The organism is Vibrio sp. B1FLJ16, from assembly GCF_905175385.1.
Classification (GTDB): domain Bacteria; phylum Pseudomonadota; class Gammaproteobacteria; order Enterobacterales; family Vibrionaceae; genus Vibrio.
Map to the genome: position 1 here is coordinate 1,297,642 of NZ_HG992749.1, position 22,712 is coordinate 1,320,353.

Sequence of the window (22,712 nt, forward strand, 5' to 3'; positions counted from 1 at the left end):
GGAGGACAGGCATAAATTATAGGCGAAAAAAAGCCCAGTCTAAAAATTGACTGGGCGGATACAAACATAGGAGTTAATAAGAAAAAAGCAGCAACGTAACAATCAGATGGAAAAGTTTGACGGCCAGTGAAACTCATAATGCCCTAGTTGTTACAGTTATTCAGACCGAGCTTTACCCAGTCAGTTCCATTTTTTTTTCAAAAAAATTTTGTTCCAGCTGATACTTCTTAACCTGTTAGCTTTTTCGATAGGAAAGTCAGGTGGTTAGCATAGCTGCCCATCGTTTAACAGAAATTAAATTATTTCCCTTTCTGAATCGGTTTCTGGCTTTGGCTACAATTATTGGAAATTCAGTCCATTAAAACGTTGAGTGTTTTCGCTAAAAGAATAATTTTTGAAAATGTGATGTTAATCATTTGTTAACTCACCTGTTCGGATGTATATTTCAAACAGTTGTTTAATACGAGTGATTGAAATAAAAATGGCCCCGAGAACTTCAACAAAAGAAAAAATACTCGATGTCGCAGAAGGGTTATTTGCGGAGCATGGGTTCAATGATACGTCACTGAGAACCATAACCGGCAGAGCGAATGTAAACCTTGCATCGGTAAATTACCACTTTGGAGACAAAAAAACGCTCGTCAGGGCAGTTTTAGACAGATACTTAGAAGCACTTATGCCAAGTATCAAAGCCTCTCTGATAGAGCTGAATACCCGTGAAAACTACACAATGGAAGAAGTGTTTGAATCGCTGCGCTTACCATTGCGTGGCCTAAATGATGTACGTCCTAACGGCACCGCTTTGTTTATGCTTTTGGTAGGCCGGGGTTACACGGATGTGCAAGGCCACTTACGCTGGTTTATTACCACTCGTTACAATGAAGTATTGAAACTGTTTACTGACTCGATCATGAAAGCGAACCCAGACCTAACGGAAGAACAGCTGTTTTGGCGTCTGCACTTCACCCTGGGAACTTGCGTATTCACGATGGCGTCCAGCCAAGCTTTGTTTGAGCTTGCAGAAAGTAAATTCGAAAAAGAAGTGGATGTTAAGTCCATAGTCGATTCATTAATTCCTTACTTGTCTGCAGGTATGTCAGTGAAGTAATAGGTCAAGCAAGTAAGCTTTTAGTTAAACCAATAATAAAATTATGCCGTAAGCGGTGACGTGAACAAAAGGATCTGAACAATGAGCTCTCTACGAAGAAAATGGATTAGTGACCCTGCATTTAAGATGTTTAAAAAAGTACTCCCTCCGTTGTCCAGCACTGAGAAAGAAGCGATGGAAGCGGGGAGCGTGTGGTGGGATGCAGAGCTATTTTCCGGCAAACCAAATTTTAAAACGTTACACCAGTATCCGACTCCGACCCTGACAGCGGAAGAGCAATCATTTATGGATAATGAGCTCGCAACGCTTCTTGAAATGCTTGACGATCAAAAGATCGTAAAAGAGGACCGTGATTTACCTGCGGAGGTATGGGAGTTTTTACGTAAAGAGAAGTTCTTCTCTCTGATTATTTCTAAAGAGTACGGTGGTCGCGAATTTTCGTCTCTGGCTAACTCTACAATTGTCTCGACTATCGCGACCAGAAGCATCAGTACTGCAGTATCGGTCATGGTACCGAACTCTCTAGGCCCTGGTGAGCTTCTTTCTCACTACGGAACACAGGAGCAAAAAGACTACTGGTTACCACGTCTTGCTGATGGTACGGATATTCCGTGTTTTGCACTTACTGGTCCTGAAGCGGGCTCAGATGCAGGTGGTATTCCGGACCAGGGCGTAGTTTGTTACGGTAAGCACGAAGGAAAAGAAGTACTTGGTGTTCGCCTTAGCTGGAATAAGCGCTACATTACTCTAGCACCAGTTGCGACGGTACTTGGCCTTGCATTTAAACTTCAGGATCCAGAAGGCCTGCTTGGTGATAAGAAAGATGTCGGTATTACTTGTGCGCTGATTCCTGCTGACCATGAAGGTGTTGAGATCGGTGAGCGTCACGACCCGCTAGGTTCAGCATTTATGAATGGTCCAACGCGTGGTGAAGATGTCTTCATCCCAATGGATTGGCTGATCGGTGGTTCTGATTATGCAGGTAAAGGCTGGCGTATGTTGGTTGAATGTCTTTCAGCCGGGCGTGGTATCTCGTTGCCTGCACTAGGTGCGGCCATTGGTAGCCTTACAACAAGAACAACCGGTGCTTATGCTTACGTTCGTAAACAGTTCGGTATGTCTATCGGTAAGTTCGAAGGTGTCGCAGAAGCGATGGGTCGTATTGGTGGTTTGACTTACCTTCTAGAAGCGACTCGAACGCTGACAACGACGTCACTTGATATGAAAGAGAAACCTGGCATCGTTACGGCAATCGCAAAATACCACATGACAGAAATCGCCCGTACGCTTCTGAATGACTCATTTGATATTCACGCAGGTCGCGCTATCCAGGATGGCCCAATGAACTACCTGGCGAAACACTATGTAGGTATTCCGGTTGCGATTACGGTTGAAGGTGCAAACATTCTGACTCGTAACCTGATGATCTTTGGTCAGGGTGCTACTCGCTGTCATCCATATGTACTAAAAGAAATGGAAGCTGCGGCAAATCCGGATACTGAGCAAGGTGCGAAAGAGTTTGATGAACTGCTGTTCAAACACATCAAACACGCAATGGGTAATACATTTGGTGCCCTCGGCGCTGCATTAACTGGTTCTCGTTTTGTTAAAGCAGAAATGAGCGGTCCGACGCAGAAATACTACAAAGACATTAAACGTCTTAGCCGAGCACTAGCTGTGAGCGCAGATTTCGCGATGCTGACATTGGGCGGTGACCTGAAACGTAAAGAGATGATCTCTGCTCGTCTTGGCGATGGCCTGAGCTTCTTGTACATGGCATCAGCAGCACTTAAGAAGTACGAAGATGAAGGACGTCAACAAGGCGATCTGGATTTCGTTCACTACGCAGTACAGCACTGTTTGTATAATGCAGCTAAATCACTGAACGAAGCGTACACGAACTTCCCGGTGAAATATGTTGGCGGCGTGCTGAAAGGGCTTCTGTTCCCGTTAGGTAATCACTTCAACAAACCTAGTGACGAACTGAGTGTGAACATTGCAGAGGCTATGATGACTCCAGGTGCACAACGTGACCGTTTGACTCACTTGTGTTACATCGGCAAAGCAGAAAATGACAACATCGGTCTGATGGAAAACGCGTTCTTAGCGATGTACGACATCAAGCCTCTAGAGCGCAAGCTTATTAAAGCAGTGAAAGATGGTAAAGTTGCACGTAAAGGTCTTCTGGATGAACGCTTACAGCAAGCATTTGACGCTGGCGTACTGACGCAAGAAGAAATCGATAAGATTAAAGCTGCGGATAAACTGCGTTACAAAGCGATTCAGGTTGACCATTTCAGTCATGACTTTTCGGAGCTGCGCACTGATGCGCCAAAAAAGTCACATCTGACGTCAGCCGCTTAATCAGCGAATAAAGTTATCGATGAAAGCACCTCTTTGAGGTGCTTTTTTGTTTGTTGAACAAAAATTGATAACGGAGTGCTCCAACCACTTGCATTTTAGGAGCATTTTGACAGAAATTAGATGCGAACTCGGAGCGAAACTTTTATCCTTACAAAGTTTTTTAAAGGAAGTTGAATATGATCATCAAACCTAGAATTCGTGGATTTATCTGTACTACAACGCACCCTGTTGGTTGTGAAGCTAACGTAAAAGAACAAATCGCTTACACTAAAGCGCAAGGCCCAATTAAAAACGCGCCAAAACGCGTTCTTGTTGTGGGTGCATCAAGTGGCTACGGTCTATCTTCTCGTATCGCTGCGGCATTTGGTGGCGGTGCATCAACTATCGGTGTTTTCTTTGAAAAAGAAGGTACTGAGAAAAAGCCAGGTACAGCGGGTTTCTACAATGCAGCGGCATTCGAGAAGCTGGCTCGTGAAGAAGGTCTGTACGCGAAGAGCCTAAACGGCGATGCTTTCTCAAACGAAGCAAAAGAAAAAACCATTGAACTGATCAAAGAAGACCTTGGTCAGGTTGATATGGTGGTTTACTCACTGGCTTCTCCTGTGCGTAAAATGCCTGAGACAGGTGAACTGGTTCGTTCAGCACTTAAACCAATCGGTGAGACTTACACGTCTACAGCGGTTGATACCAATAAAGATGTGATCATCGAAGCAAGTGTTGAACCTGCAACAGAAGAAGAGATCAAAGACACAGTAACCGTAATGGGCGGTGAAGACTGGGAACTTTGGATCAATGCTCTATCTGAAGCGGGCGTTCTGGCTGAAGGTTGTAAGACCGTTGCTTACAGCTACATTGGTACTGAGCTAACATGGCCAATCTACTGGGATGGTGCGCTAGGTAAAGCGAAAATGGACCTAGACCGCGCAGCAACAGCACTTAACGATAAGCTATCTGCGACTGGCGGCAGCGCTAACGTTGCGGTACTTAAATCTGTTGTAACTCAGGCGAGCTCTGCGATTCCTGTAATGCCGCTGTACATTGCAATGGTATTCAAGAAAATGCGTGAAGAAGGCGTGCATGAAGGCTGTATGGAACAGATCTACCGAATGTTCAGCCAGCGTCTTTATAAAGAAGATGGTTCTGCGGCAGAAGTCGATGACATGAACCGTCTGCGTCTGGACGACTGGGAATTGCGTGACGACATTCAGCAACACTGTCGTGAACTATGGCCGCAAATTACAACTGAAAACCTTAAAGAGCTAACTGACTACGTTGAGTACAAAGAAGAGTTCTTGAAGCTGTTCGGCTTTGGTGTTGACGGTGTGGATTACGAAGCAGATGTTAACCCGGCTGTAGAAGCAGATTTCATTCAAATCTAATGCTATTGATTGGTTAAATCTTACTTAGTAAAAAAGGCGCTTAATGAGCGCCTTTTTTGTATTTTTAGGGCGGGCGGGGGAGTACCCGAATCAACTTAATATAATGAGAATTGTACCTGCTAGGGTCATCAAAATATTTGCTATTGCGTATGTACCTGCGTAGCCCAGTGCGGGAATCGTCGATTTAGCGTAGTCGTTCACCACATCCATTGCAGGGGCACAGGTACGTGCACCGATGATTGCACCAAAAAGCAAAGCGCGGTTCATCTTAAGTAAATAGGCACCGACCAAATATGCCAGAACCACTGGAACCACACTGACAATAAATGCTAAGCCGATGACTTTCGGGCCTACTTGGGTTAAATGTTCAAACATTTTGCCACCGGCGCTCAATCCGATACCGGCCATAAAGAACATTAAACCGAGATCCTTCACCATGTTCAGTGCCCCTTGTGGTACGTAACCGAAAGTAGGGTGGTTCGCTCGTAAGAAGCCCAATGTGATACCGGAGAGTAACAGGCCTACGGCATTACCTAAGCTAAATGAAACCTGGCCAAATGTCATGGTGACCAAACCAAACATAATGCCAAGAATAAAGAAGCTACAGAATGCGAGCAAGTCTGCCATTTGACTGTGAATCGAGATAAAACCGATTTTTTCAGCAAGTCCGTGCACACGACTCTTTTCACCACTGACCTGAAGTACATCACCTTTGGCTAGCACAATGTCTAAGTCCATTGGCATTTCAATTTGGGCTCGAACCACACGGTTAAGGAAACAACCAAACTCTGATAAGTTAAGATCAGATAGACGCTTACCAGCAATGGCATCACTTTTTACAACAATTTCTTCTTCCACAATGCGCAAGTCGAGTAAGTTTCGATCAAATACTTCTTTACCGTTACGGAAACTTGAGTCTAATCGAGCATGGCTATCAGGGAAGCCGACAAGTGCAATCTCGTCGCCCTCTTGTAAGATGGCATCACCATCAGGGTGTGCGAGAATACCATTACGGCGGATTCGCTCAATGTAGCAACCGGTTTGACGATAGATACCTAACTCGCGTAAGTTTTTTCCGTCTGTCCAGTCAATCAGTTCAGAACCTACGCGATATGCACGGATGATCGGAAGGTAGACTTTTCTTTGCCCGGAGTTGCCAAGTCCACGTTCCTGAGCGATTTGTTGCGCTGAGTCGGAAAGGTTCTGCTTTTGCAGTTTTGGTAATAATTTGGCAAACATGATCATGCTGATTAAACCAATCAGATAAGCCATCGCATAACCTACGGATAGATTTTCTAATACCAGAGAAAAGTCCATATTACGCGGTACTGATGCAAGTCCGGAATTAAGAGCATCTTGCGCACCTACAAGTACTGGCGTTGCTGTCAGTGCCCCAGCCATCATACCTGCGGATAGCCCATATTCGAGGCCAAAGTAGTGGCTAAGGCCATAAGTTAAGCTTACTGCCGAAACAAGTACCGTCATGCTTAAAACGAAGTAGTGTTTTCCGTCTCTGAAGAAGATACCAAAAAAGTTAGGTCCAGCCTCAATACCAACACAGTAGATAAACAGCATAAAGCCGATAGTTAGCGCTTCGGCATTAAATGAGAAGCCCAAGTGGCCCATGATGAGGGAAGTAATCAGAACACCGATGGAATTCCCGAGTTGCAACGTTCCAAAACGGATTTTTCCAAAGGTAAGGCCGATGGCTAATACGACGAAGATGAGAAGAATTGGGTTCTGTTCGAGAAGATATACGACGTCTATGTTCACTGTGTGGCTCGGTAAAGTGGGTGCCAAGATAGGTTATAGACGGAGATTGTAACTAAATATAGCAAAAAGATAAGTGAAATTTTTTATCTTTTTTCATTAGCTATCTTAGGGAAGTAACAGTCTGATAAATAACAAAAAAGCCGCTAGAAGCGGCTTTTTAGAAAATCTGGTTATATTACGCTGCGTCAAATAGACCTAAGTGCTCTTTCGCGTAAGCTTCAAAATCATCACAACCACCAATGTGCTCTTGGTCGATAAAGATTTGAGGAACGGTTGCAACTGGCTTACCTACTGTTTTCTCTAGGTCTGCTTTTGAAATGCCTTCAGCGTGAATATCAACATAGCGGTAGTTAAAGTCATCACGTTTTGCTTTAAGCGTTTCTGCATGCTCTTTTGCACGAACACAGTAAGGACATGCTGGGCGACCGAAGATAACAACGAACATATTTTAATTTCTCCTAAATCTATTCTGAGTGAAAGCAGACAAAAACGCATTGCTTAAGTGGCTCTCTTTTACTTGGCTAACTATGCCCGATCCCTTTGAGGAAATAAAGTAACAATTCCCTCTTAGTTATATAGGTAAAATCTATCGAGCAAAAAATGTTCTTGAATTAGTGCTGTGAAGTGACGCATAAAAACTTATTTTTTATGTGGATATTGATGGCAAGGTGGAATAGGTCAACTTTTTTTACTGCAAACCATAGCACTCTACTAGAAGTTATCGTTCGGGGAGGAAGTGTATGTTTCAGTTCATGACTGCAACCAGGATTATATTCGGCGAGGGTGCACTACGGGATTCACTCACCGTTATTAATCAGTTTGGCTACAGTGTTCTGTTGGTGACTGGCAAAGACAGACAAAGAGCTATACCAATACTGAACTACTTGAAAGCACAAAACATGCGTTATCAGCATGTCGCAATTGACGGTGAGCCAAATATTACCATGGTGGAGGAAACAGCCGTTATTGGCCGAAAGTTTAAACCAGATATGGTAGTTGCGATTGGCGGAGGGAGCGTTCTCGATATGGGTAAAGCGCTAGCGGCCATCATCCCCAATCAAGGGAATGTCTATGACTACGTTGAAGTGGTCGGTCGCAATGTCCCGTTAAAGGCTAAGCCTCTCACTTTTATTGCAATTCCAACCACGGCAAGCACTGGTTCAGAAGTGACTAGAAATGCCGTGCTAAAGTCCGGGCAGGATAAGGTAAAAGTCAGCCTAAGAAGCCCTGAGATGTTGGCAGACGTCGCCATTGTCGATCCGACATTAACTTATGGTACGGACCAGTATACATCGGGCCGAGGTGCGATGGATGCTTTCACACATTTGATGGAGGCCTACGTTTGCGGGGCTCCTAATCCACTGACTGATATGGTTTGTGAAGAAGGGTTGCGCCGTCTAAGCCAGTCGGTTGTAGCCGGATGCAAAGAGGATAACTATAGCGCGCGCTCGGACTTGTCTTTTGCAGCTTTGCTTGGTGGTATGGCGATCACCAACGCGAAATTGGGTGCTGCCCATGGACTGGCCTCCGCACTGGGCGGAAAGTTGGATGCACCTCATAGTGTGATAACGGCACGTCTGGCTCCTCACGTGATGCAGGAAAATATCAACGCTGCGAAAAAAGCGGGCAGGGCAGATGTGGTCGATCGTTACAGAAAGATTGCCCAAATAGTAACGAATCGTACAAATGCAAATGAGCACGATGGCGTTTTATGGGTAAGTATGGTGTTAGACAAGCTAGAATTACCGTCTTTAGGTAAGTTCGGCGTATGTCAGACTTCATTTGAGCAGGTTGCGAAAGATGCACTTAAATCTATGGCGATAAAAGGGAATCCATTACCTCTCAATCAGGAGCGTCTGATCTATATTCTTAAACAAGTATGTGATTGTCGAAGTGATTGCGAAACAGAACTGGTGCCGAAAGTTAGCACTGTTGAGGTGTTAGGATCGAGAAATGATCTATCGAGCGTTAATGAATAAACGATAGTTAAAATGAAAATAACGGTATGAAGAAAGAAAGGGGAGCATGTAGCTCCCCTTTCTTTATCGATATAGACAATTAGTATTGGCTAAGCTTGTCGTAACGACTGTCTTTCAGCGCATCTTTTACTCGCTTCAGGTTCTCGCGGAAACCTGTACCGCGACGAAGTGTGAAGCCCGTTGCCAGAACATCGATAACAGTCATCTGAACAACACGACTTGCCATTGGCATGTAAACGTCGGTATCTTCAGGAATGTCCAACGTAATTGCTAATGAACTTGCTCTTTCTAATGGAGAGTCTTTCGCCGTTATTGCGATAACGGTTGCACCATTTTCACGAGCTAGATTCGCAATCTCTACTTGGCTCTTCGTGCGGCCAGTATGAGAGATAAGAACGATGACGTCATTGTCACTGCAATTTATGCAGCTCATGCGTTGCATGACGATATCTTCAAAGCAAGTAATAGGAATATTAAAGCGAATAAACTTGTTTTGAGCGTCGCGAGCTACGGCAGATGAAGCGCCTAGTCCGAAGAAAGAAATACGCTTCGCCTGAGTAAGCAAATCTACTGCACGATTGATTTGCATCGCATCAAGACTATTTTTGGCAACATCCAGGCAAGCCATCGTAGATTCGAAGATTTTGTGCGTATAAGCATCAGGACCATCGTCTTCTTCTACGTTGCGGTTTACATATGGTGTTCCGTTAGCAAGGCTCTGTGCCAAGTGAAGTTTAAAATCTGGAAAACCTTTAGTATCCAGGCGGCGACAAAAGCGGTTTACAGTGGGCTCACTTACGTCAGCCATTTTAGCTAACGTGGCAATGCTTGAATGAATTGCAGTTTGTGGAGACGCCATAATTACTTCTGCAACTTTGCGCTCAGACTTACTGAAATTCTCCAGGTTCTTTTGGATTTTTTCTAATGTATTCATAGTGTTCACGAGGGTATAGAGAACAACTCGCTGGCTCTGTTAACGCATAGAAACACACAGGATTTACGGTAATATGCTCGTTAACGAAAGCTACCAGCGCCATAGATTCAGTATAAACCTGATCTTTAACTCGACTAAACCAATAACGGTTAATAATTAATAAGAATTTGACAAACCTCAAACAAAATTTTCTGAAAACTACAGAAATGAATGTGGAAATGAAGGTTTGTTGCAATACCTTAGCGATAATGATTATTGAGTTACATTAAAAAGAAAGAAATTTTCAAGTCAATGTAACTCGAACTTTTCGTCAGGATGCCAGAATATCAGAAACCATTTCCTGAATTTTTGTGGTCAAACTTGGTGCTTGCTGAGCAATTTCTCTTTGCTCATTCAGTACGGAATCAAATATGTCTGTGGTGGTTAACGGGTTTGCAAGAACAACACGGAAGACAATCGTGCTCATGCGCTGCCACTGTACCGGATTCAGAGTGGTACGGGAAACAAAGGACTTACCTGTTTCTCGTTGACGTTTCTGAATAAACTGAGTTAACTGGTTGATTAACTCGTTCAGCTTTTCTTTCTGAGCGCCTTGCGCTTTCTCTAGCGCTTTACGGATGTCTGCTGGTAAGTAGCGATAGGTGAGCAGACAAAGCTCTGGCTCTGAAACCAGCTCAAAATCTTCTTGTTTTTGAATTAAATCAGCGAAGTAGCGTGCTTTCTCAATACTCTGATCAATTAAAAGCTCGTAACCCGGTCGACTAATGATGTGCATAGCCGCATACACGAGCATCGCCATGCCAGAGCGAGAACCTTCCAGGGTATGACTGCCTAAGTCTTTAGAACCCTTACGTAAAATGTATTGCGCATGGTGTTCAACCGATCTCATCGCATCAGGGTCTTTGAACAGCACCATGCCGGCGCCCATTGGGATGTAAAGCTGTTTGTGCGCATCAATAGTGACAGAATCCGCCAACTCAATGCCGTCTAGCAGGTGGCGATGATGATTTGACATTAAAGTCGCACCACCCCAAGCGGCGTCGACGTGAAAATGACAGTCTTGCTCCTGGCAAACTTTAGCAATAGAAGCCAGAGGATCTACGTTACCAGTTTCTGTCGTACCCGCGACGCCAACTACAGCTATCGGTTTGATGTTCTGTGTTTTCAACTCGCTGATTTTTGCTTTCAGATCGTCGACAATGATGCGGTTTTTAGAGTCGGTTTTGACAGCGACCAAACCTTCTTGACCCAATCCGAGTACATCTGCAGCTTTTTTGAGCGAGTAATGACCGCGCTCAGAAACCAGAATTGCCAAACCCTCGTAACCATAATGCTTCATGGCTTTGAAGAGGCCTTCTTTTTCTACGCCTTTAAACTCGCCGTTAGCTTTTAACGCTTTGTTCCGTGCAACCCAAAGAGCAGTGATGTTTGCGATGGTACCACCGGAGCAAAACGCACCCAGGGAGTGATTGGCGCTGTGCATCCACTGGTTATAGAACGACTCTGACTGGCCATAGATTAAACGATGCAGCATGCCCAGAACTTGACGCTCTAGTGGTGTAAACGCTTTTGAGGTTTCGATCTTAACCAGATTCTGATTTAGAGCGATCATGATCTTCGACAGAGGCATCAGAAAGTACGGCAGTGCGGATGTCATATGACCAATAAAACTTGGAGCAGATGTATGAACCGAGTGCGATACTAAGGTATCGAGCAGGTGTTCGGTGTGGTCCGACACAAACGAAGGTTGCTCGGGAATCTGAGCAGAAGAAAAGTCTTTCTCGATTTCACGTAAAGGCTTTTCTTCTGCCACGATGTGCTCACGAAGAAATTGGTTCAAGTTGCGAGAGAGACTTTCGTCAATTTTTGTCAACGTCGAGTCCGGACCTTCTGGAATAGTGAAGATCCTCAACAAGCTTTCAAAGCTGACGTCAGCAGTTTTTTGTTCCTTAACCATGGCAAAGAATCATTTGTAATTATTTAGGTAATGCGAGCGGCACAATCTAAACCAAAACGGATTTAAAGTCCCGTTTTAATTATGAAAGGCCATGTTGAAGAAATGGAAATGCAGTCATTTAGTAACCCCAGATTACAGCTTGAACATTATCAGGTTATTCTAGCAGTGAATCGCGTCTTGCAGCTTGGTTCACTTTCTGCTCTGGGGTTATAGGGTTTTAATTACATTTCTGCTTTTCTAGTTTCTCGATCGACTGGTTGTACTTATTAAGAGCAGAGTCAATTTTTTGAGGGTGGCTTAGCAAATCTGCAAACGCAGAGCGAAGCTCGTAGTTTTTCTCGTGGTTTGTAGACTGGCGGTCAGTAAATGTTTTCTGTGCTGCTTCGCCCAGTTTGTCACTGCGGCTTGCAAGCTGTTTTACGTCGTGTTGCTCAAGCTTTAGCCATGCTTCAACTGGTAACTCAGTCGCAACCCGACTCGGATCGTGCTTTAGAAAATAGTGAACGGCTTCTCGGTTAAGCTCAAAATGGTGTTTACGGCCATCTAGGAACCATTGGCTAACGTCATCCAGGTCAGGGTATTGAGTAACGGTCAAATCAACGAGATCTTGATACCATTGTAGCGAAGCGTCGACATAGCCATCGTATTTGTTAGCCAGACATTGTTGATCTGCGGCAAACGTAAAAGTTGAGCTCGTCGCGAGGATCGCGGCAACGACAAAGCGTTTCATACTTCTTCCTTCTGGTGGTTAAACCTTTAGTTAACGTGAACATGCAATATATGATGCATAACTCTTAGATCTCATCGAATTCAAATGAATCATTGGGCTGTAAATAAAAAGAGAGCTAAGAGACCGATATTATAACGACCATTTCTACGTTAACTAGGTTTTTAAATTTTTGCCGTATTGTAATGGATGTTAAAGATAAAACCTGAGATCTAGCTAGCAAGTGATACAAAGAAAAGCATCATAACCGGAACTAGAAGACTTAAAATAAAGCCACTAACAATAGCGACGGGTACACAGCGTACTCCTCCGGTTGTTTGAATGACCGGCAAAGTAAAGTCCATTGCTGTTGCCCCGGCGTAACCAATAGCGGAACATGGATAATGGCGAATGAATAGGGGGATAGCTACTAGGGCCACTAATTCTCGCATAAGTTCTATCAGGAATGAGGCGCCACCAAATACTGGACCAAATGCGTCGCCCATCAAAATACCCGCTAAAGAATACCAGCCAAATCCGGACGCCATTGCCAGTGCTTGATAGAGCGGAAGATCTAAAATAAAAGACGCGATAACACCACCGACCATACAAGTTACAACGATGACAGCAGCAATGGCCATGCCTTGTTTGTTCAATAAAATTTGTCTCAGTGTCAGACCGCTGTTTCGCAGCTGGATACCAATGAAGAACAATAGAAGAAAAAGTATCCATTCACTCGCGGAATCAACCCAAGATAAATCGATAGGCAAAATAAGCCCCGCCAGTAAACCGCCACCAACAACAACAATCAGCTTGGCAGACTCTAACGCCATGGATGATAAGGGTAACTTAGTGTGGGTGTTATCAGTCTTAAGGGGGATAATTTTATCCACTATTGGCAGAGCAAGTAAGTTACATACGCTCAGGCATACAAAGAATGTACTCGCATAAAGTAATATGTTTTGTAAGTTACTACTCAGGTTATCTAAAGCCGCAAGGCTTAGGCCCATTAGCGACAAAATGACATAAATAAGGTGTGATGTAGATTGGTTAATTCTCTCAAGCACCGAAGCGCGAGAAATAGGAATTAGATACCCGACAACTAATGGGGCAAAAATGAATAGCATCCCTGAAAACATAAAACTCCATGATTCCTTTATGAGATAAGACTAGGACAAGCCAAAGACTAGCATCACTCAACCTTGAGTGATTCATCTATCGCGAATAACGTTTACTTAGTAAGGTTTATTGAGTAACGGGTTTACATGCCACTAGCACTTAACACTACACTCATTTCATTGCGGAAGTCTGCGTCACTCATATTGCTCAGGTCATATAGAACTTCTGCGCCGACTACGTTGAACTCTACTTCGTGTTCGTCAATGCGCTCATCTTGATTGCGGAACATCAATAAGTGATTTGCAATTCTGGCTATATCCAAGTAACTGACATCAGGACGGGTCTCCTGATATTTTTGGTTAGAGGAAACTTCACGAAAATCGTTGTCAAATCCCCATCGTTCGAGAACCAGTTTGCTTGTCTCGGAGCAACGGGTCTGGAATATTTGCAGTGCTAGCTCTGGGTCAAGGTAATTTCCTCTATCCAGATACAGGTTGTATTCGTTTATCAGGCAGAACAAACCGATGTCCGCGAGCAGGCCAACCAACAAGGCTTTTTCTTGTTCTAAGTGGCCGTAGGCAAGGGCATCATGCTTACGGAATTCTTGTGTAATTAAAACCATAGCGGCACCAAGCTCACGCGATACAGCTGCGCTTTTCACCATAATCCCACTACATTCTTTGGTTAAGTTAAGAGAATGCTTAAGTTGTTCGATTGCTTGAGCGGTAACAATATCACGTACACGCAGAATGCCTAAACGAGAGACTGCGGTTGTTAAATCATTACAGGTGATATTCCGACGATTGAAAATTACTGAGTTGGCAACTCGAACCACAACCGCTGCTAACCCGGGATCTTCCAACAGGCAATTTGCCACATCGGCGATAGTGGTATTTTCTTCCTGCGATAACTGCTGAATTTTGAGCACGACATCTGGTATTGGAGGAAGGGATATTTTTCCAAGAGCGATAGACTGCTCCACCAGTTGCGCGAATTCTGACTCAAGTGCTTCTAAAAGCTTATCTTTGTTATTTGGTAGCCAATAAAATGATAGATGTTCCATTGCGACGTTGTACTTAATTTCTTTCGTACAGTGTACCTTTAGATTGTGCGTATTATCAATCAAATGCTTATGGATAATACGCAAATGCCAAGCAGATCATTGTTATTCGTTGTTTACTGAAGAGTGGGGTGTCAAAAAACTACCGCGAACGAGAGGTAACTGTGAAATCAATCACGTATGAGTAAATTGACCTTTCTGAAATTGTGACTGAAGTCCTAACTTATTTTTCATTGTTAAGTATGATTAAGCAAGTTGGTGAACACAACTCACAAATATATCGCCAACAATTCGACATTTTATAATTCGCTATAAGCTGCTGTTCATCTGGTGACATCGCTAATCGGGGTAATTTATTCAGATTAAAGAGGTCAATGGACATGACAGACCAAGCTTTTTTTAAATACGTACGCAATTTTAGTCAATATCAGAAACGCTCCATGTTTGGCGGCATCGGTTTATTTTGTGATGACGCCATGTTTGCGCTAGTAAGTAACGATAGTTGTTATTTGCGCGGTGGTAATGGTTTAGATGAAGAGTTAATACAACTCAATTGTGAAAAATATAAGCACGTCAAGAAACAGACGACAGCAACAGTTAACTATTATGATGTGACTGATCTGTTCGAATCCGGTTTTTCGGGTCTTGATGAGCTGTTACAAAAGTCAATAGACTACTCAATTAAGGAAAGAAAATACCAAAAATCTTCGGCGAGCAGACGGCTGAGAGACCTACCTAACATGCAACTTACGCTTGAGCGTATGGTGAAGAAAGCCGGTGTTGAAGACGTGGAGGCGTTTTTGGAACTTGGCCCTGTTGAGGTTTTCAATAAAGTGAAGCAAGCATATGGCAATGACGTTGATGTTAAGTTGTTGTGGAAGTTTGCTGGTGCTATTGATGGTATTCACTGGAAACTCATCCAGGAACCGCGTAAACAACAGTTACTGTCACTGTGTGAATAGAGGTCATAGTTCATGCAATGATGACTGACTCGTCGTTATGAAGTTAGCGAGTCACAAAAGTAAGTGTTGAAAGCGGAAAATGGAAGTTGATGCTTTTAGCCGCTTCATTTGAGTTAGTCATTACAATACTTGAAATCATACCAATTCCAGTAATTATCTCATCATTCTTGCTGGTTAAAATCGCTTATTGCTACGTTAGAATTTTTATAATTAGAACTACTAGTTACTTCAAATTCTGCCTTGCACTAAACGATTTTTCCTGTGCAATTTTCTGATAATTAAATTATTGGCATAGGTATAAAAAAACCGAGGCAATTGCCTCGGTTTTTTACGTTTACTTTATTTAACTCTACGCTTATCAGAACTTAAAGCGTGTAGTGAACATCACCTGATCACCGTAGAAGTCGTTGATACGCGCTTCTGCGCCAAGAGAAAATAGTTCTGTTGAGTGGAAGCGAGCATAAGCAGAGCCCATCCAATCATCGTCGTCGTCAATAGAAACGTAGCCTACTTTACCACCTACTTCTAGCTGAGGGCCTAACCACTGACGAACGCCTAAATTCAGCTCCATACCAAGATCTGTGCTACTTGAATTTGTCGGTTGGACAACACGCATTAGCATTTCACCAGTTAGATCTGCCCAGTTGTTAAGTGGTGAGTGGAAACCAAAACCTACTGCAGAATCAAAGTCGCCATCGAACTCAGAATCAATACGAGCCAGGACGTGCGCATTTGGGTGAATTGATTTACTTGCACCAGCACCAAATGTCACAGGGCTTGCGCCGATGCGAGCTTCGAAATAGTCGTAGCTAAAGTTACTCATAGTTGCAGGTGCATTGCCGTTTGCAGCTAGAGCATGGCTTGATGCGAACAAAAGGGCTGTGGCTAATAGTGTCTTACGCATAACTAACGATAAACCTTGTTTATTTTTCCATGGGTTCAAGCAAGCACTTGAACCGTATTCGAATTTGCCCGACATCATAATAAAAAGAATGGCCAACGACCAATATAATGTGTCGATATTTTGTCAATTAACTTAATTGTTTTGAGGTTTAAGCAAAAAATGAGCCATAAGACACTAAGAAATACAATGCTACAAGCGTAAACTACTCGCCAAAACTTGCTCTTCGCTCCGCCATGGCATTCAGAATAGCTTCGGAGTCCAGGACTGTTGTCCAGGATAACAAGTCATCATCATGTTCAATCACGAAAGAGGTGAGCTGAGCGGTAATAGCTTGCCTTAGTTCATCACCTTTCCACGGTTTAGCAATGTAATAATCTAAACTGTCATGGTTGATGGCTTCCACGGTGTCTTCTAAGCCTGCCTGACCTGTCAGTAACACTTTCCGTGCGCCTCTTGTTTCGGCATCTTGACTTAGTTCGATCAAAAAGCTGATACCGGTTTGTTCTGGCATGATGTGGTCACATAAAATCAATGCGAGCTTAATTTCTTCATCTGCCATATCTTCAATAACCTGTCGAGCTTCCGTTACAGACTCAGCGCCTTCAAGAATGAAGTGTTCTTCGAAAGGCGATAGGTCTTGCAATACACTGTCTAAGACTTCTCTTTCGTCATCGACGCATAAAATCAGATACTTGGTCATAATTTATCTCCTTCTTCGATGACTGGTAACCAGACGGTCATACGAGTGTATTTGTTAACTTCTGAGTCAACTTCAATCCATCCTTTATGGGCGTTAACTATCTGCTGGCAGATTGAAAGTCCAATACCTAAGCCAAAGTTGCCGACTTTTTTAGTGGTAAAATTGAGTTCGAAAATAGCTTCTTTTTGCGTTTCCGGAATACCGCATCCATTATCTTCGAATGATATAACAGCATAGCTTTTGTTATCTTTCTCTTGAATCCTGGTCTGGATTTTTAATACTCCTTTTTCCGGGAATGCATCTATGGCGTTTGATACCAGGTTGGTCCAGACCTGTTGCAGCGCGATAGGCTGACAAAGCATTTGTGGTAACTTGGCATAATCGGTCGAAACTTGATGAAGCTTCAGTTTGTTTTCGAAGATTACCAGCGTGTCTTCAATTCCTTCGTGGATATCGGAGTAATGCAAACTCTCATCATCAGAACGAGCATACCCCTTGAGACTTTTTACCATATCGGCAATTCGGGCTGCACACACGTTAATAGAACGAAGAGTTGCACCGGCTTTATGGTATTGCTCCAACGAACCAAGTACGTCGGATGCATTATCTTTTCTCTTTGCTAACTGATTTACTAACTGATGATCCGCTTCTAACCCGAGATTAACGACTTTCTTCGCTAATGCACGATCAGGTAGGATTTTACTGAGTTCTCTTGCCCGCGTCCGTAATTCAGAGGTCGACTCGGGCTTTGAGTTTTGTGCTTGAGTCAGGAGTTGTACTCCTTTAGCTTGTGCATCTGGGGTAGGGATTTGGGTAAGCAAACCTTCAAGAGTATGAGTGAGGTTTTCTACCCCTCTTAAAATAGCGGCAACAGGGTTGTTTAGCTCGTGGGCAACCCCGGCAACGAGTTGGCCGAGCATGGCCATTTTTTCCCTTTCGATCAGTTGTTGGTGAGCTGATTCTAAAGACTCTAAAGTTTTTTGTAGTTTCAGCTTAGTATTAATACTCCGCTGCAGTCGGCGATTAAAATGACGGAGTAATAGGTTAGTGAACAGGGGTAAGAGATTTGAATCATTCTGCATAACTTTTTGAAACACCGTGCGATCGAGCTTGATCACTTCGGTTTTTGTTAACGTCAAAGCAGTGGAGAACGAGTTTTCGCCGGTGACAAATGACATACTGCCAACAATATTGCCTTTGGTATAGCGTACTACCTCGCGTTGGGCTCCCTGGTCATCTCTCTTGTATAGTGCCACTTCGCCACCGGTGATAAACCACAGAAAGTTGTTTGGTTCGCCTTCAACTGTCAGCAAGTGCTCTGGCGAATAGGTTCGACAGGCATGGATATCATCTCTGTCCTTAAAAAACAGTTGTAGGCCACTAATGACTTGTTCTGCGAGTTCATTATCTGACAAAGAGTGATAATCATGGAGAAACCCCGCTTGATATTTTTGCATCTGGTTTTCGATATGTGCCCGGAGTAATTTGTGCTGATCTAATACCTGGCTATAGCTGAGTAAATCTTCGTTACCATTACGCAATATAAACTGAGTGAGCTCTTTTTGGACGGTGTTGAACAGTACTTTATCTGGAAGTGGTTTCGTCAGGCAGTGATCTAATCGACCTTCATTAACTGCGGTAAGAATGGCGTCGATATCTGAAGAGCAACTAATAAGAATTTTCCGGGCGCGCTCTGTGAGTGGCTTTTTGTCGAGGCTGATCAGAAATTCCACGCCGTTGAACTGAGCATGATGACTGGCGATGACTAACGCAACTGACTGATCTTTCTGCTCGAGATAGGTAAGTGCACTCTGTGCTTCTTCTATTGATTCAACAGAAAAAATATCAAATTTTCCTGAGAAAGCAGACAGCTCCAATCTGAATTGTTCAGCACTAATCGGATTATTGTCGAGACACAATACAGCGTAACGATTCACGAGTGTTTGAGCTCCGGTTGAAACTTGGCCAGCTACACTTTATCAATAAAATTGAGCGGTGAGTGCGAGCTGAGTATGATTCCTGATGACTAATCCTGAATACGCAACAATACCTGATTTATCTCAATGTTTTATCCATCCACGCTTTGGGTTAGACTGAGTGCAAATTCTTTATTAGTGACGTTATGCAAGATCTAAAAAAAAATCGGCGCCATTGGTGGTGCAATTTCATTAGCACTTTGTTGGCCGCTTGCGGTTGGTCAAATTGGTCAATCCATTATTGAAGACGGCATTGCTAATATGAGCGATACGATGGTCAAAGGAGAGGTGGTTGATTACCAACGTGGTTATCTTTCTTCTGTAGTGCTAACTCGATATACGGTCGTAGACCCTGAGCTTAAGGCGCTGCTTACTCAAGATGGAATGCCGACTCACTTTGAAGTAACCAGTGATGTAAGCCACGGCCTGACTAGTTTAACCGCAGATTCGAAGTTTGTAGATAATGACTTCCTGCCACTCACTATGCACAGCAAAACTCAGCTCAATGGTAACACCGCGTTTACGTTGGATCTGGATAGTTGGCATTATCGGAATGAGGCTGAAGGTCTTTCTCTATCCTCAAGTCCTGCTCAAGTCACTGGTGATGTTACTGTTTTAGGCGACCTCAATTATCAAGTTTCCATTCCTTCTGTTCAGGTGGACTTCGTCAATGGCGAGGAATTGCATTTGAATGGATTAAAGGGGCAGGGGAAAGGAAAGCAAGTTAAAGGGTATTGGCTTGGTGAGCAGGTATTTTCTTTAGAGAAACTGGATGTGGTTGACTCAACTACGACTCCTTTATTTTTAATCGAAAACGCCAACTACAGCGGAAATACTGCTGCTGATGAATCAGGTGAAAAGCTGAATAGTCAGTTTAATATTGATGCACAAAAAATGCGCCTGACAGATGGAACGGACGTTGATAGTTTTAAATTAGATTTCTCCATTGCAGATGTAGATAGTCAGTCGTTTGATCAGATTATGTCGATTTACCAAAGCGCCTCAACGTTAAGCGATCAGGATATAGCAGACTTGCTACCGCATATCGATACCCTGTTTAGCAAGGGTTTTAGCCTGTCAGTCAATGAGTTGTCACTCGCGTTTGGCGAAGGTAAGTTTCACAATGAATGGCAGTTATCTGTACCGCAAGGAACAGACAAGATAACCCAGGATCCGATGAAGCTGATGACCGCAACAAACGGTCAATTAAGTACATACTTTTCCGATGAATTAGTTGAACATTATCCTTTCATACAAGAGGGTATTGATGAGCTTATCATTATGGAATTGATTGAAAAAGTTGAAGGCGGATACCGACTTAAAGCGCAAATTGATGATGGAAAATTAAAGTTTGAGAACGGCCATGAGTTCCCGTTAATGGCTTTATTGATGCCAGCGCTTATGCAAAATTAGCCCAAGCTGAGATTATTTAGCATTTTCAGTTTAAAAAGAGGTCATAAGACCTCTTTTCTTGTTTTTATCGTTGTTAAAACGTGATATACCCAACATATATCAAGATGAAGGGATCAGAACGTTGTTCATGGGCCAGAGCCTGACAAATGAGGCTGTGTTGATAACCAAGAACATCTCTCTGAACCACGCATCTCGAGATTATTTGAGTACATTAATTTCGACATATTTACATAGCAGGAGCGATGAGCATCATGGAACAAAATACGGACAACGTATTTAACTTCAGCGCAGGACCAGCAGGTCTGCCAAAAGCGGTTATGCAACAAGCACAAAAAGAACTATTGGACTGGCAAGGCCTTGGTACTTCAGTGATGGAAATCAGTCACCGAAGCAAAGAGTTCATCAAAGTTGCTGAAGAAGCTGAGCAAGACCTACGTGACCTTTTGAACATCCCAGATAACTACAAAGTACTCTTTTGCCAAGGCGGTGCGCGTGCACAGTTTGCTGCTGTTCCGCTAAACCTTTTAGGCGATGCTGAAACTGCGACCTATATTGATGGCGGTTACTGGGCTGAGAGCGCAGTTGCAGAAGCGAAAAAATATTGTCAACCAGATGTTTTTGATGCGAAAACGGAAATTGATGGCAAAACGGCAGTACTGCCTGCCAGTGAATGGAAAATAGCACCAGACGCGGCATATGTTCACTTCTGTCCGAACGAAACAATCGACGGTATCGAAATCAATGATCTGCCAGAGACCGACAAGCCGATTGTAGCGGATATGTCGTCTACCATTTTGTCGCGTGAGATCGATGTTTCTAAGTATGGCGTTATTTACGCAGGTGCTCAGAAAAATATTGGTCCATCAGGAATCGCGATTGCTATTGTTCGCGACGATCTATTGGGTATGGCAAAGCAGGTTTTACCGAGTGTTTTAGATTACACAGTTCTAGCTGAAAAAGAGTCCATGTTTAACACTCCACCGACTTTTGCCTGGTATCTTTCTGGCCTTGTTTTCAAATGGCTAAAAGCGGAAGGTGGTGTAAAGAGTATTGAAAAAGTGAATCGTGAAAAAGCTAAGTTATTATACGATTTCATTGATCAATCTGCTTTTTACCGTAATGGTATCCACCCAGAAAACCGTTCTCTAATGAACATACCGTTCCAACTTGCGAAACCAGAACTCGATGGTACCTTTTTAGAACTCGCTGATGCGAGAGGTCTTAAGTCTCTTAAAGGCCACCGTGCTGTAGGTGGTATGCGTGCGTCTATCTACAACGCAATGCCATTAGAAGGTGTTCAGGCGCTTGTCGACTTTATGAAAGAATTTGAGAGAAAATACGCATAATTAACGTAAACTTTCATCTCTATTTAAGCGCCGCAATTGCGGCGCTTTTTTATGCGCATTTGTGCATAATGGCCAATGCTAATTTATACTTCAAATGTGCCTTACTATTAAATGCTTAGAAGTAAACCTACTGTCTGTAGAAACTGTGTCAAATGGGTTTACATTCTATAAAACTGCTTGAAGTTAAATGATTGATAATAAAGAGGTTTTATAGTTGGTCTTATTCTTGCTTACTTATCCTTGCTTCTTGTTCTGATGTCTCACACCATGTTTATAAGGATATATCCATGAAAAAAATATTGTTTTATAGTGGTTTATTGTTGTTCTGTACGAACGTACAAGCAACTGTTATCTCGGACTTAGTCGATGTATCCGAAGGCGGTGGTCTATACGCCAAAATAGCAGTTGAAAATACGGCTGCTGATACAGTTACGATCACTGCCGATATCGCAGATCCTATCAACCCAGGCCTCACCCAAGGTGATATTCTTTCTGTTTGGTTTAATTTATCTGACTTCTCTGGTCTGGGGGCTACAGCGAGTTTGGGTAATATATCTATCAACGGTAGCTCGATTGGGGGCAGTGAGTTCTTCAGTGGGTCGTCTTTACTGTTTGGTGAAGATGCTTTTGCTACTAATGCACTTGGTGGTAACAATAACTTAAATGGTACGGGTACGAGTGCTTGGGATTTAGTGGTCGAAACTGGTCAAAATGGCGCGGCCAGTGGATTTATTCAAACCCTGAGTTTTGATTTAACGATCGCCGGATTAGATGAAGTCCTTTTTGACGAGCAATTGTTTGGAATGAGAGTTCAAAGTGTTGAAGGGAATATGAATTTCATTGCTTCATCAAAATTGCTTGGAGGATCATTTGAGGATCCAGATACACAAGTGGGAACCATTCCTGAGCCAGCACCACTTTCACTATTTGCTTTAGCGTTATTTGGTATTGGCTTATTAAGACGCAAACAAATGAATTAGTAACTGAACTTTATTAAGATACGGCAATATTTTCCTACGACTCAAATTAAAA

At 43.2% G+C, this 22,712-nt stretch carries 18 protein-coding genes; 8 read left to right on the plus strand and 10 right to left on the minus strand.

Translation table 11 applies throughout. The features are described 5' to 3' along the window. The first annotated feature begins 481 nt into the window (after positions 1–481). The 3 genes from KHN79_RS05910 to fabV all read left to right on the plus strand — a co-directional run bounded on the left by KHN79_RS05910 (position 482) and on the right by fabV (position 4,851). Positions 482–1,108 (plus strand): TetR/AcrR family transcriptional regulator, encoded by a 627-nt coding sequence (locus KHN79_RS05910; RefSeq protein WP_182008034.1) that lies wholly within the window; start codon positions 482–484, stop codon positions 1,106–1,108. An 81-nt stretch (positions 1,109–1,189) separates the two neighbouring features. Beyond that, a complete protein-coding gene (locus tag KHN79_RS05915; RefSeq protein WP_182008033.1) occupies positions 1,190–3,472 on the plus strand; it encodes an acyl-CoA dehydrogenase in 2,283 nt (760 codons plus the stop codon). A 176-nt stretch (positions 3,473–3,648) separates the two neighbouring features. Beyond that, positions 3,649–4,851: an enoyl-ACP reductase FabV gene (gene fabV / locus KHN79_RS05920; RefSeq protein WP_182008032.1), complete on the plus strand. Its 1,203-nt coding sequence runs from the start codon at positions 3,649–3,651 to the stop codon at positions 4,849–4,851. Between the two features lie 90 nt (positions 4,852–4,941). Here fabV and KHN79_RS05925 read toward each other — a convergent pair whose 3' ends face one another. Together KHN79_RS05925 and KHN79_RS05930 are read right to left on the minus strand one after the other, a co-directional pair. Then, positions 4,942–6,624 (minus strand): aspartate:alanine antiporter, encoded by a 1,683-nt coding sequence (locus KHN79_RS05925; RefSeq protein ID WP_182008031.1) that lies wholly within the window; start codon positions 6,622–6,624, stop codon positions 4,942–4,944. A gap of 175 nt (positions 6,625–6,799) precedes the next feature. Next, positions 6,800–7,069, minus strand: a complete 270-nt coding sequence (locus KHN79_RS05930; protein ID WP_182008030.1) for a GrxA family glutaredoxin — start codon at positions 7,067–7,069, stop codon at positions 6,800–6,802. 295 nt (positions 7,070–7,364) lie between these two features. Between KHN79_RS05930 and KHN79_RS05935 the strand changes: the two genes are divergently transcribed. Further along, the gene (locus KHN79_RS05935) at positions 7,365–8,603 is read left to right on the plus strand and encodes an iron-containing alcohol dehydrogenase (protein WP_182008029.1); all 1,239 of its coding nucleotides are present in this window, start codon (positions 7,365–7,367) and stop codon (positions 8,601–8,603) included. Between the two features lie 79 nt (positions 8,604–8,682). Here KHN79_RS05935 and KHN79_RS05940 read toward each other — a convergent pair whose 3' ends face one another. From KHN79_RS05940 to KHN79_RS05960, 5 genes are all read right to left on the minus strand, one after another. After that, on the minus strand, positions 8,683–9,537 hold the full coding sequence (locus KHN79_RS05940; protein ID WP_182008028.1) for a MurR/RpiR family transcriptional regulator: 855 nt from the start codon (positions 9,535–9,537) through the stop codon (positions 8,683–8,685). Between the two features lie 310 nt (positions 9,538–9,847). Further along, positions 9,848–11,494, minus strand: a complete 1,647-nt coding sequence (panP, locus tag KHN79_RS05945; protein ID WP_182008027.1) for a pyridoxal-dependent aspartate 1-decarboxylase PanP — start codon at positions 11,492–11,494, stop codon at positions 9,848–9,850. 217 nt (positions 11,495–11,711) lie between these two features. Continuing rightward, positions 11,712–12,224, minus strand: coding sequence for a hypothetical protein (locus KHN79_RS05950; RefSeq protein ID WP_182008026.1), 513 nt, complete (start codon positions 12,222–12,224; stop codon positions 11,712–11,714). A 209-nt stretch (positions 12,225–12,433) separates the two neighbouring features. Further along, entirely contained in the window at positions 12,434–13,339 is a 906-nt protein-coding gene (locus tag KHN79_RS05955) for a lysine exporter LysO family protein (protein ID WP_182008025.1), read from the minus strand. A gap of 122 nt (positions 13,340–13,461) precedes the next feature. Beyond that, entirely contained in the window at positions 13,462–14,382 is a 921-nt protein-coding gene (locus KHN79_RS05960) for an HDOD domain-containing protein (RefSeq protein WP_182008024.1), read from the minus strand. 371 nt (positions 14,383–14,753) lie between these two features. Between KHN79_RS05960 and KHN79_RS05965 the strand changes: the two genes are divergently transcribed. Next, positions 14,754–15,341 (plus strand): TfoX/Sxy family DNA transformation protein, encoded by a 588-nt coding sequence (locus KHN79_RS05965; protein WP_182008023.1) that lies wholly within the window; start codon positions 14,754–14,756, stop codon positions 15,339–15,341. Between the two features lie 358 nt (positions 15,342–15,699). Here KHN79_RS05965 and KHN79_RS05970 read toward each other — a convergent pair whose 3' ends face one another. From KHN79_RS05970 to KHN79_RS05980, 3 genes are all read right to left on the minus strand, one after another. Further along, positions 15,700–16,245 (minus strand): hypothetical protein, encoded by a 546-nt coding sequence (locus tag KHN79_RS05970; RefSeq protein WP_182008022.1) that lies wholly within the window; start codon positions 16,243–16,245, stop codon positions 15,700–15,702. Positions 16,246–16,447: 202 nt separating this feature from the next. Next, positions 16,448–16,945, minus strand: coding sequence for a response regulator (locus KHN79_RS05975; protein ID WP_182008021.1), 498 nt, complete (start codon positions 16,943–16,945; stop codon positions 16,448–16,450). Then, positions 16,942–18,882 (minus strand): ATP-binding protein, encoded by a 1,941-nt coding sequence (locus KHN79_RS05980; RefSeq protein WP_182008020.1) that lies wholly within the window; start codon positions 18,880–18,882, stop codon positions 16,942–16,944. Before KHN79_RS05980 ends, KHN79_RS05975 begins: the two co-directional genes overlap by 4 nt. Positions 18,883–19,086: 204 nt before the next feature. On the opposite strand from KHN79_RS05980, the gene KHN79_RS05985 reads away from it, so the two are divergent. The 3 genes from KHN79_RS05985 (at position 19,087) to KHN79_RS05995 (ending at position 22,660) form a co-directional block, all read left to right on the plus strand. Beyond that, positions 19,087–20,334 (plus strand): DUF945 family protein, encoded by a 1,248-nt coding sequence (locus KHN79_RS05985; protein WP_211907273.1) that lies wholly within the window; start codon positions 19,087–19,089, stop codon positions 20,332–20,334. A 242-nt stretch (positions 20,335–20,576) separates the two neighbouring features. Further along, complete coding sequence (serC, locus tag KHN79_RS05990; RefSeq protein ID WP_182008018.1) at positions 20,577–21,680, plus strand: 3-phosphoserine/phosphohydroxythreonine transaminase; 1,104 nt, start codon at positions 20,577–20,579, stop codon at positions 21,678–21,680. A 287-nt stretch (positions 21,681–21,967) separates the two neighbouring features. Then, the gene (locus KHN79_RS05995; RefSeq protein ID WP_182008017.1) at positions 21,968–22,660 is read left to right on the plus strand and encodes a PEP-CTERM sorting domain-containing protein; all 693 of its coding nucleotides are present in this window, start codon (positions 21,968–21,970) and stop codon (positions 22,658–22,660) included. Positions 22,661–22,712: the final 52 nt, after the last annotated feature.

Excerpts from the sequence above, each read along its gene's own strand:
- KHN79_RS05965 (WP_182008023.1), top strand. The coding sequence starts at position 14,754 with ATGGACATGACAGACCAAGCTTTTTTTAAATACGTACGCAATTTTAGT.
- panP (WP_182008027.1), bottom strand. The coding sequence starts at position 11,494 with ATGGTTAAGGAACAAAAAACTGCTGACGTCAGCTTTGAAAGCTTGTTG.
- KHN79_RS05950 (WP_182008026.1), bottom strand. The coding sequence starts at position 12,224 with ATGAAACGCTTTGTCGTTGCCGCGATCCTCGCGACGAGCTCAACTTTT.
- fabV (WP_182008032.1), top strand. The coding sequence starts at position 3,649 with ATGATCATCAAACCTAGAATTCGTGGATTTATCTGTACTACAACGCAC.
- KHN79_RS05955 (WP_182008025.1), bottom strand. The coding sequence starts at position 13,339 with ATGTTTTCAGGGATGCTATTCATTTTTGCCCCATTAGTTGTCGGGTAT.
- KHN79_RS05960 (WP_182008024.1), bottom strand. The coding sequence starts at position 14,382 with ATGGAACATCTATCATTTTATTGGCTACCAAATAACAAAGATAAGCTT.
- KHN79_RS05915 (WP_182008033.1), top strand. The coding sequence starts at position 1,190 with ATGAGCTCTCTACGAAGAAAATGGATTAGTGACCCTGCATTTAAGATG.
- KHN79_RS05995 (WP_182008017.1), top strand. The coding sequence starts at position 21,968 with ATGAAAAAAATATTGTTTTATAGTGGTTTATTGTTGTTCTGTACGAAC.
- KHN79_RS05910 (WP_182008034.1), top strand. The coding sequence starts at position 482 with ATGGCCCCGAGAACTTCAACAAAAGAAAAAATACTCGATGTCGCAGAA.
- KHN79_RS05930 (WP_182008030.1), bottom strand. The coding sequence starts at position 7,069 with ATGTTCGTTGTTATCTTCGGTCGCCCAGCATGTCCTTACTGTGTTCGT.
- KHN79_RS05935 (WP_182008029.1), top strand. The coding sequence starts at position 7,365 with ATGTTTCAGTTCATGACTGCAACCAGGATTATATTCGGCGAGGGTGCA.
- KHN79_RS05940 (WP_182008028.1), bottom strand. The coding sequence starts at position 9,537 with ATGAATACATTAGAAAAAATCCAAAAGAACCTGGAGAATTTCAGTAAG.
- KHN79_RS05970 (WP_182008022.1), bottom strand. The coding sequence starts at position 16,245 with ATGCGTAAGACACTATTAGCCACAGCCCTTTTGTTCGCATCAAGCCAT.
- serC (WP_182008018.1), top strand. The coding sequence starts at position 20,577 with ATGAGCATCATGGAACAAAATACGGACAACGTATTTAACTTCAGCGCA.
- KHN79_RS05975 (WP_182008021.1), bottom strand. The coding sequence starts at position 16,945 with ATGACCAAGTATCTGATTTTATGCGTCGATGACGAAAGAGAAGTCTTA.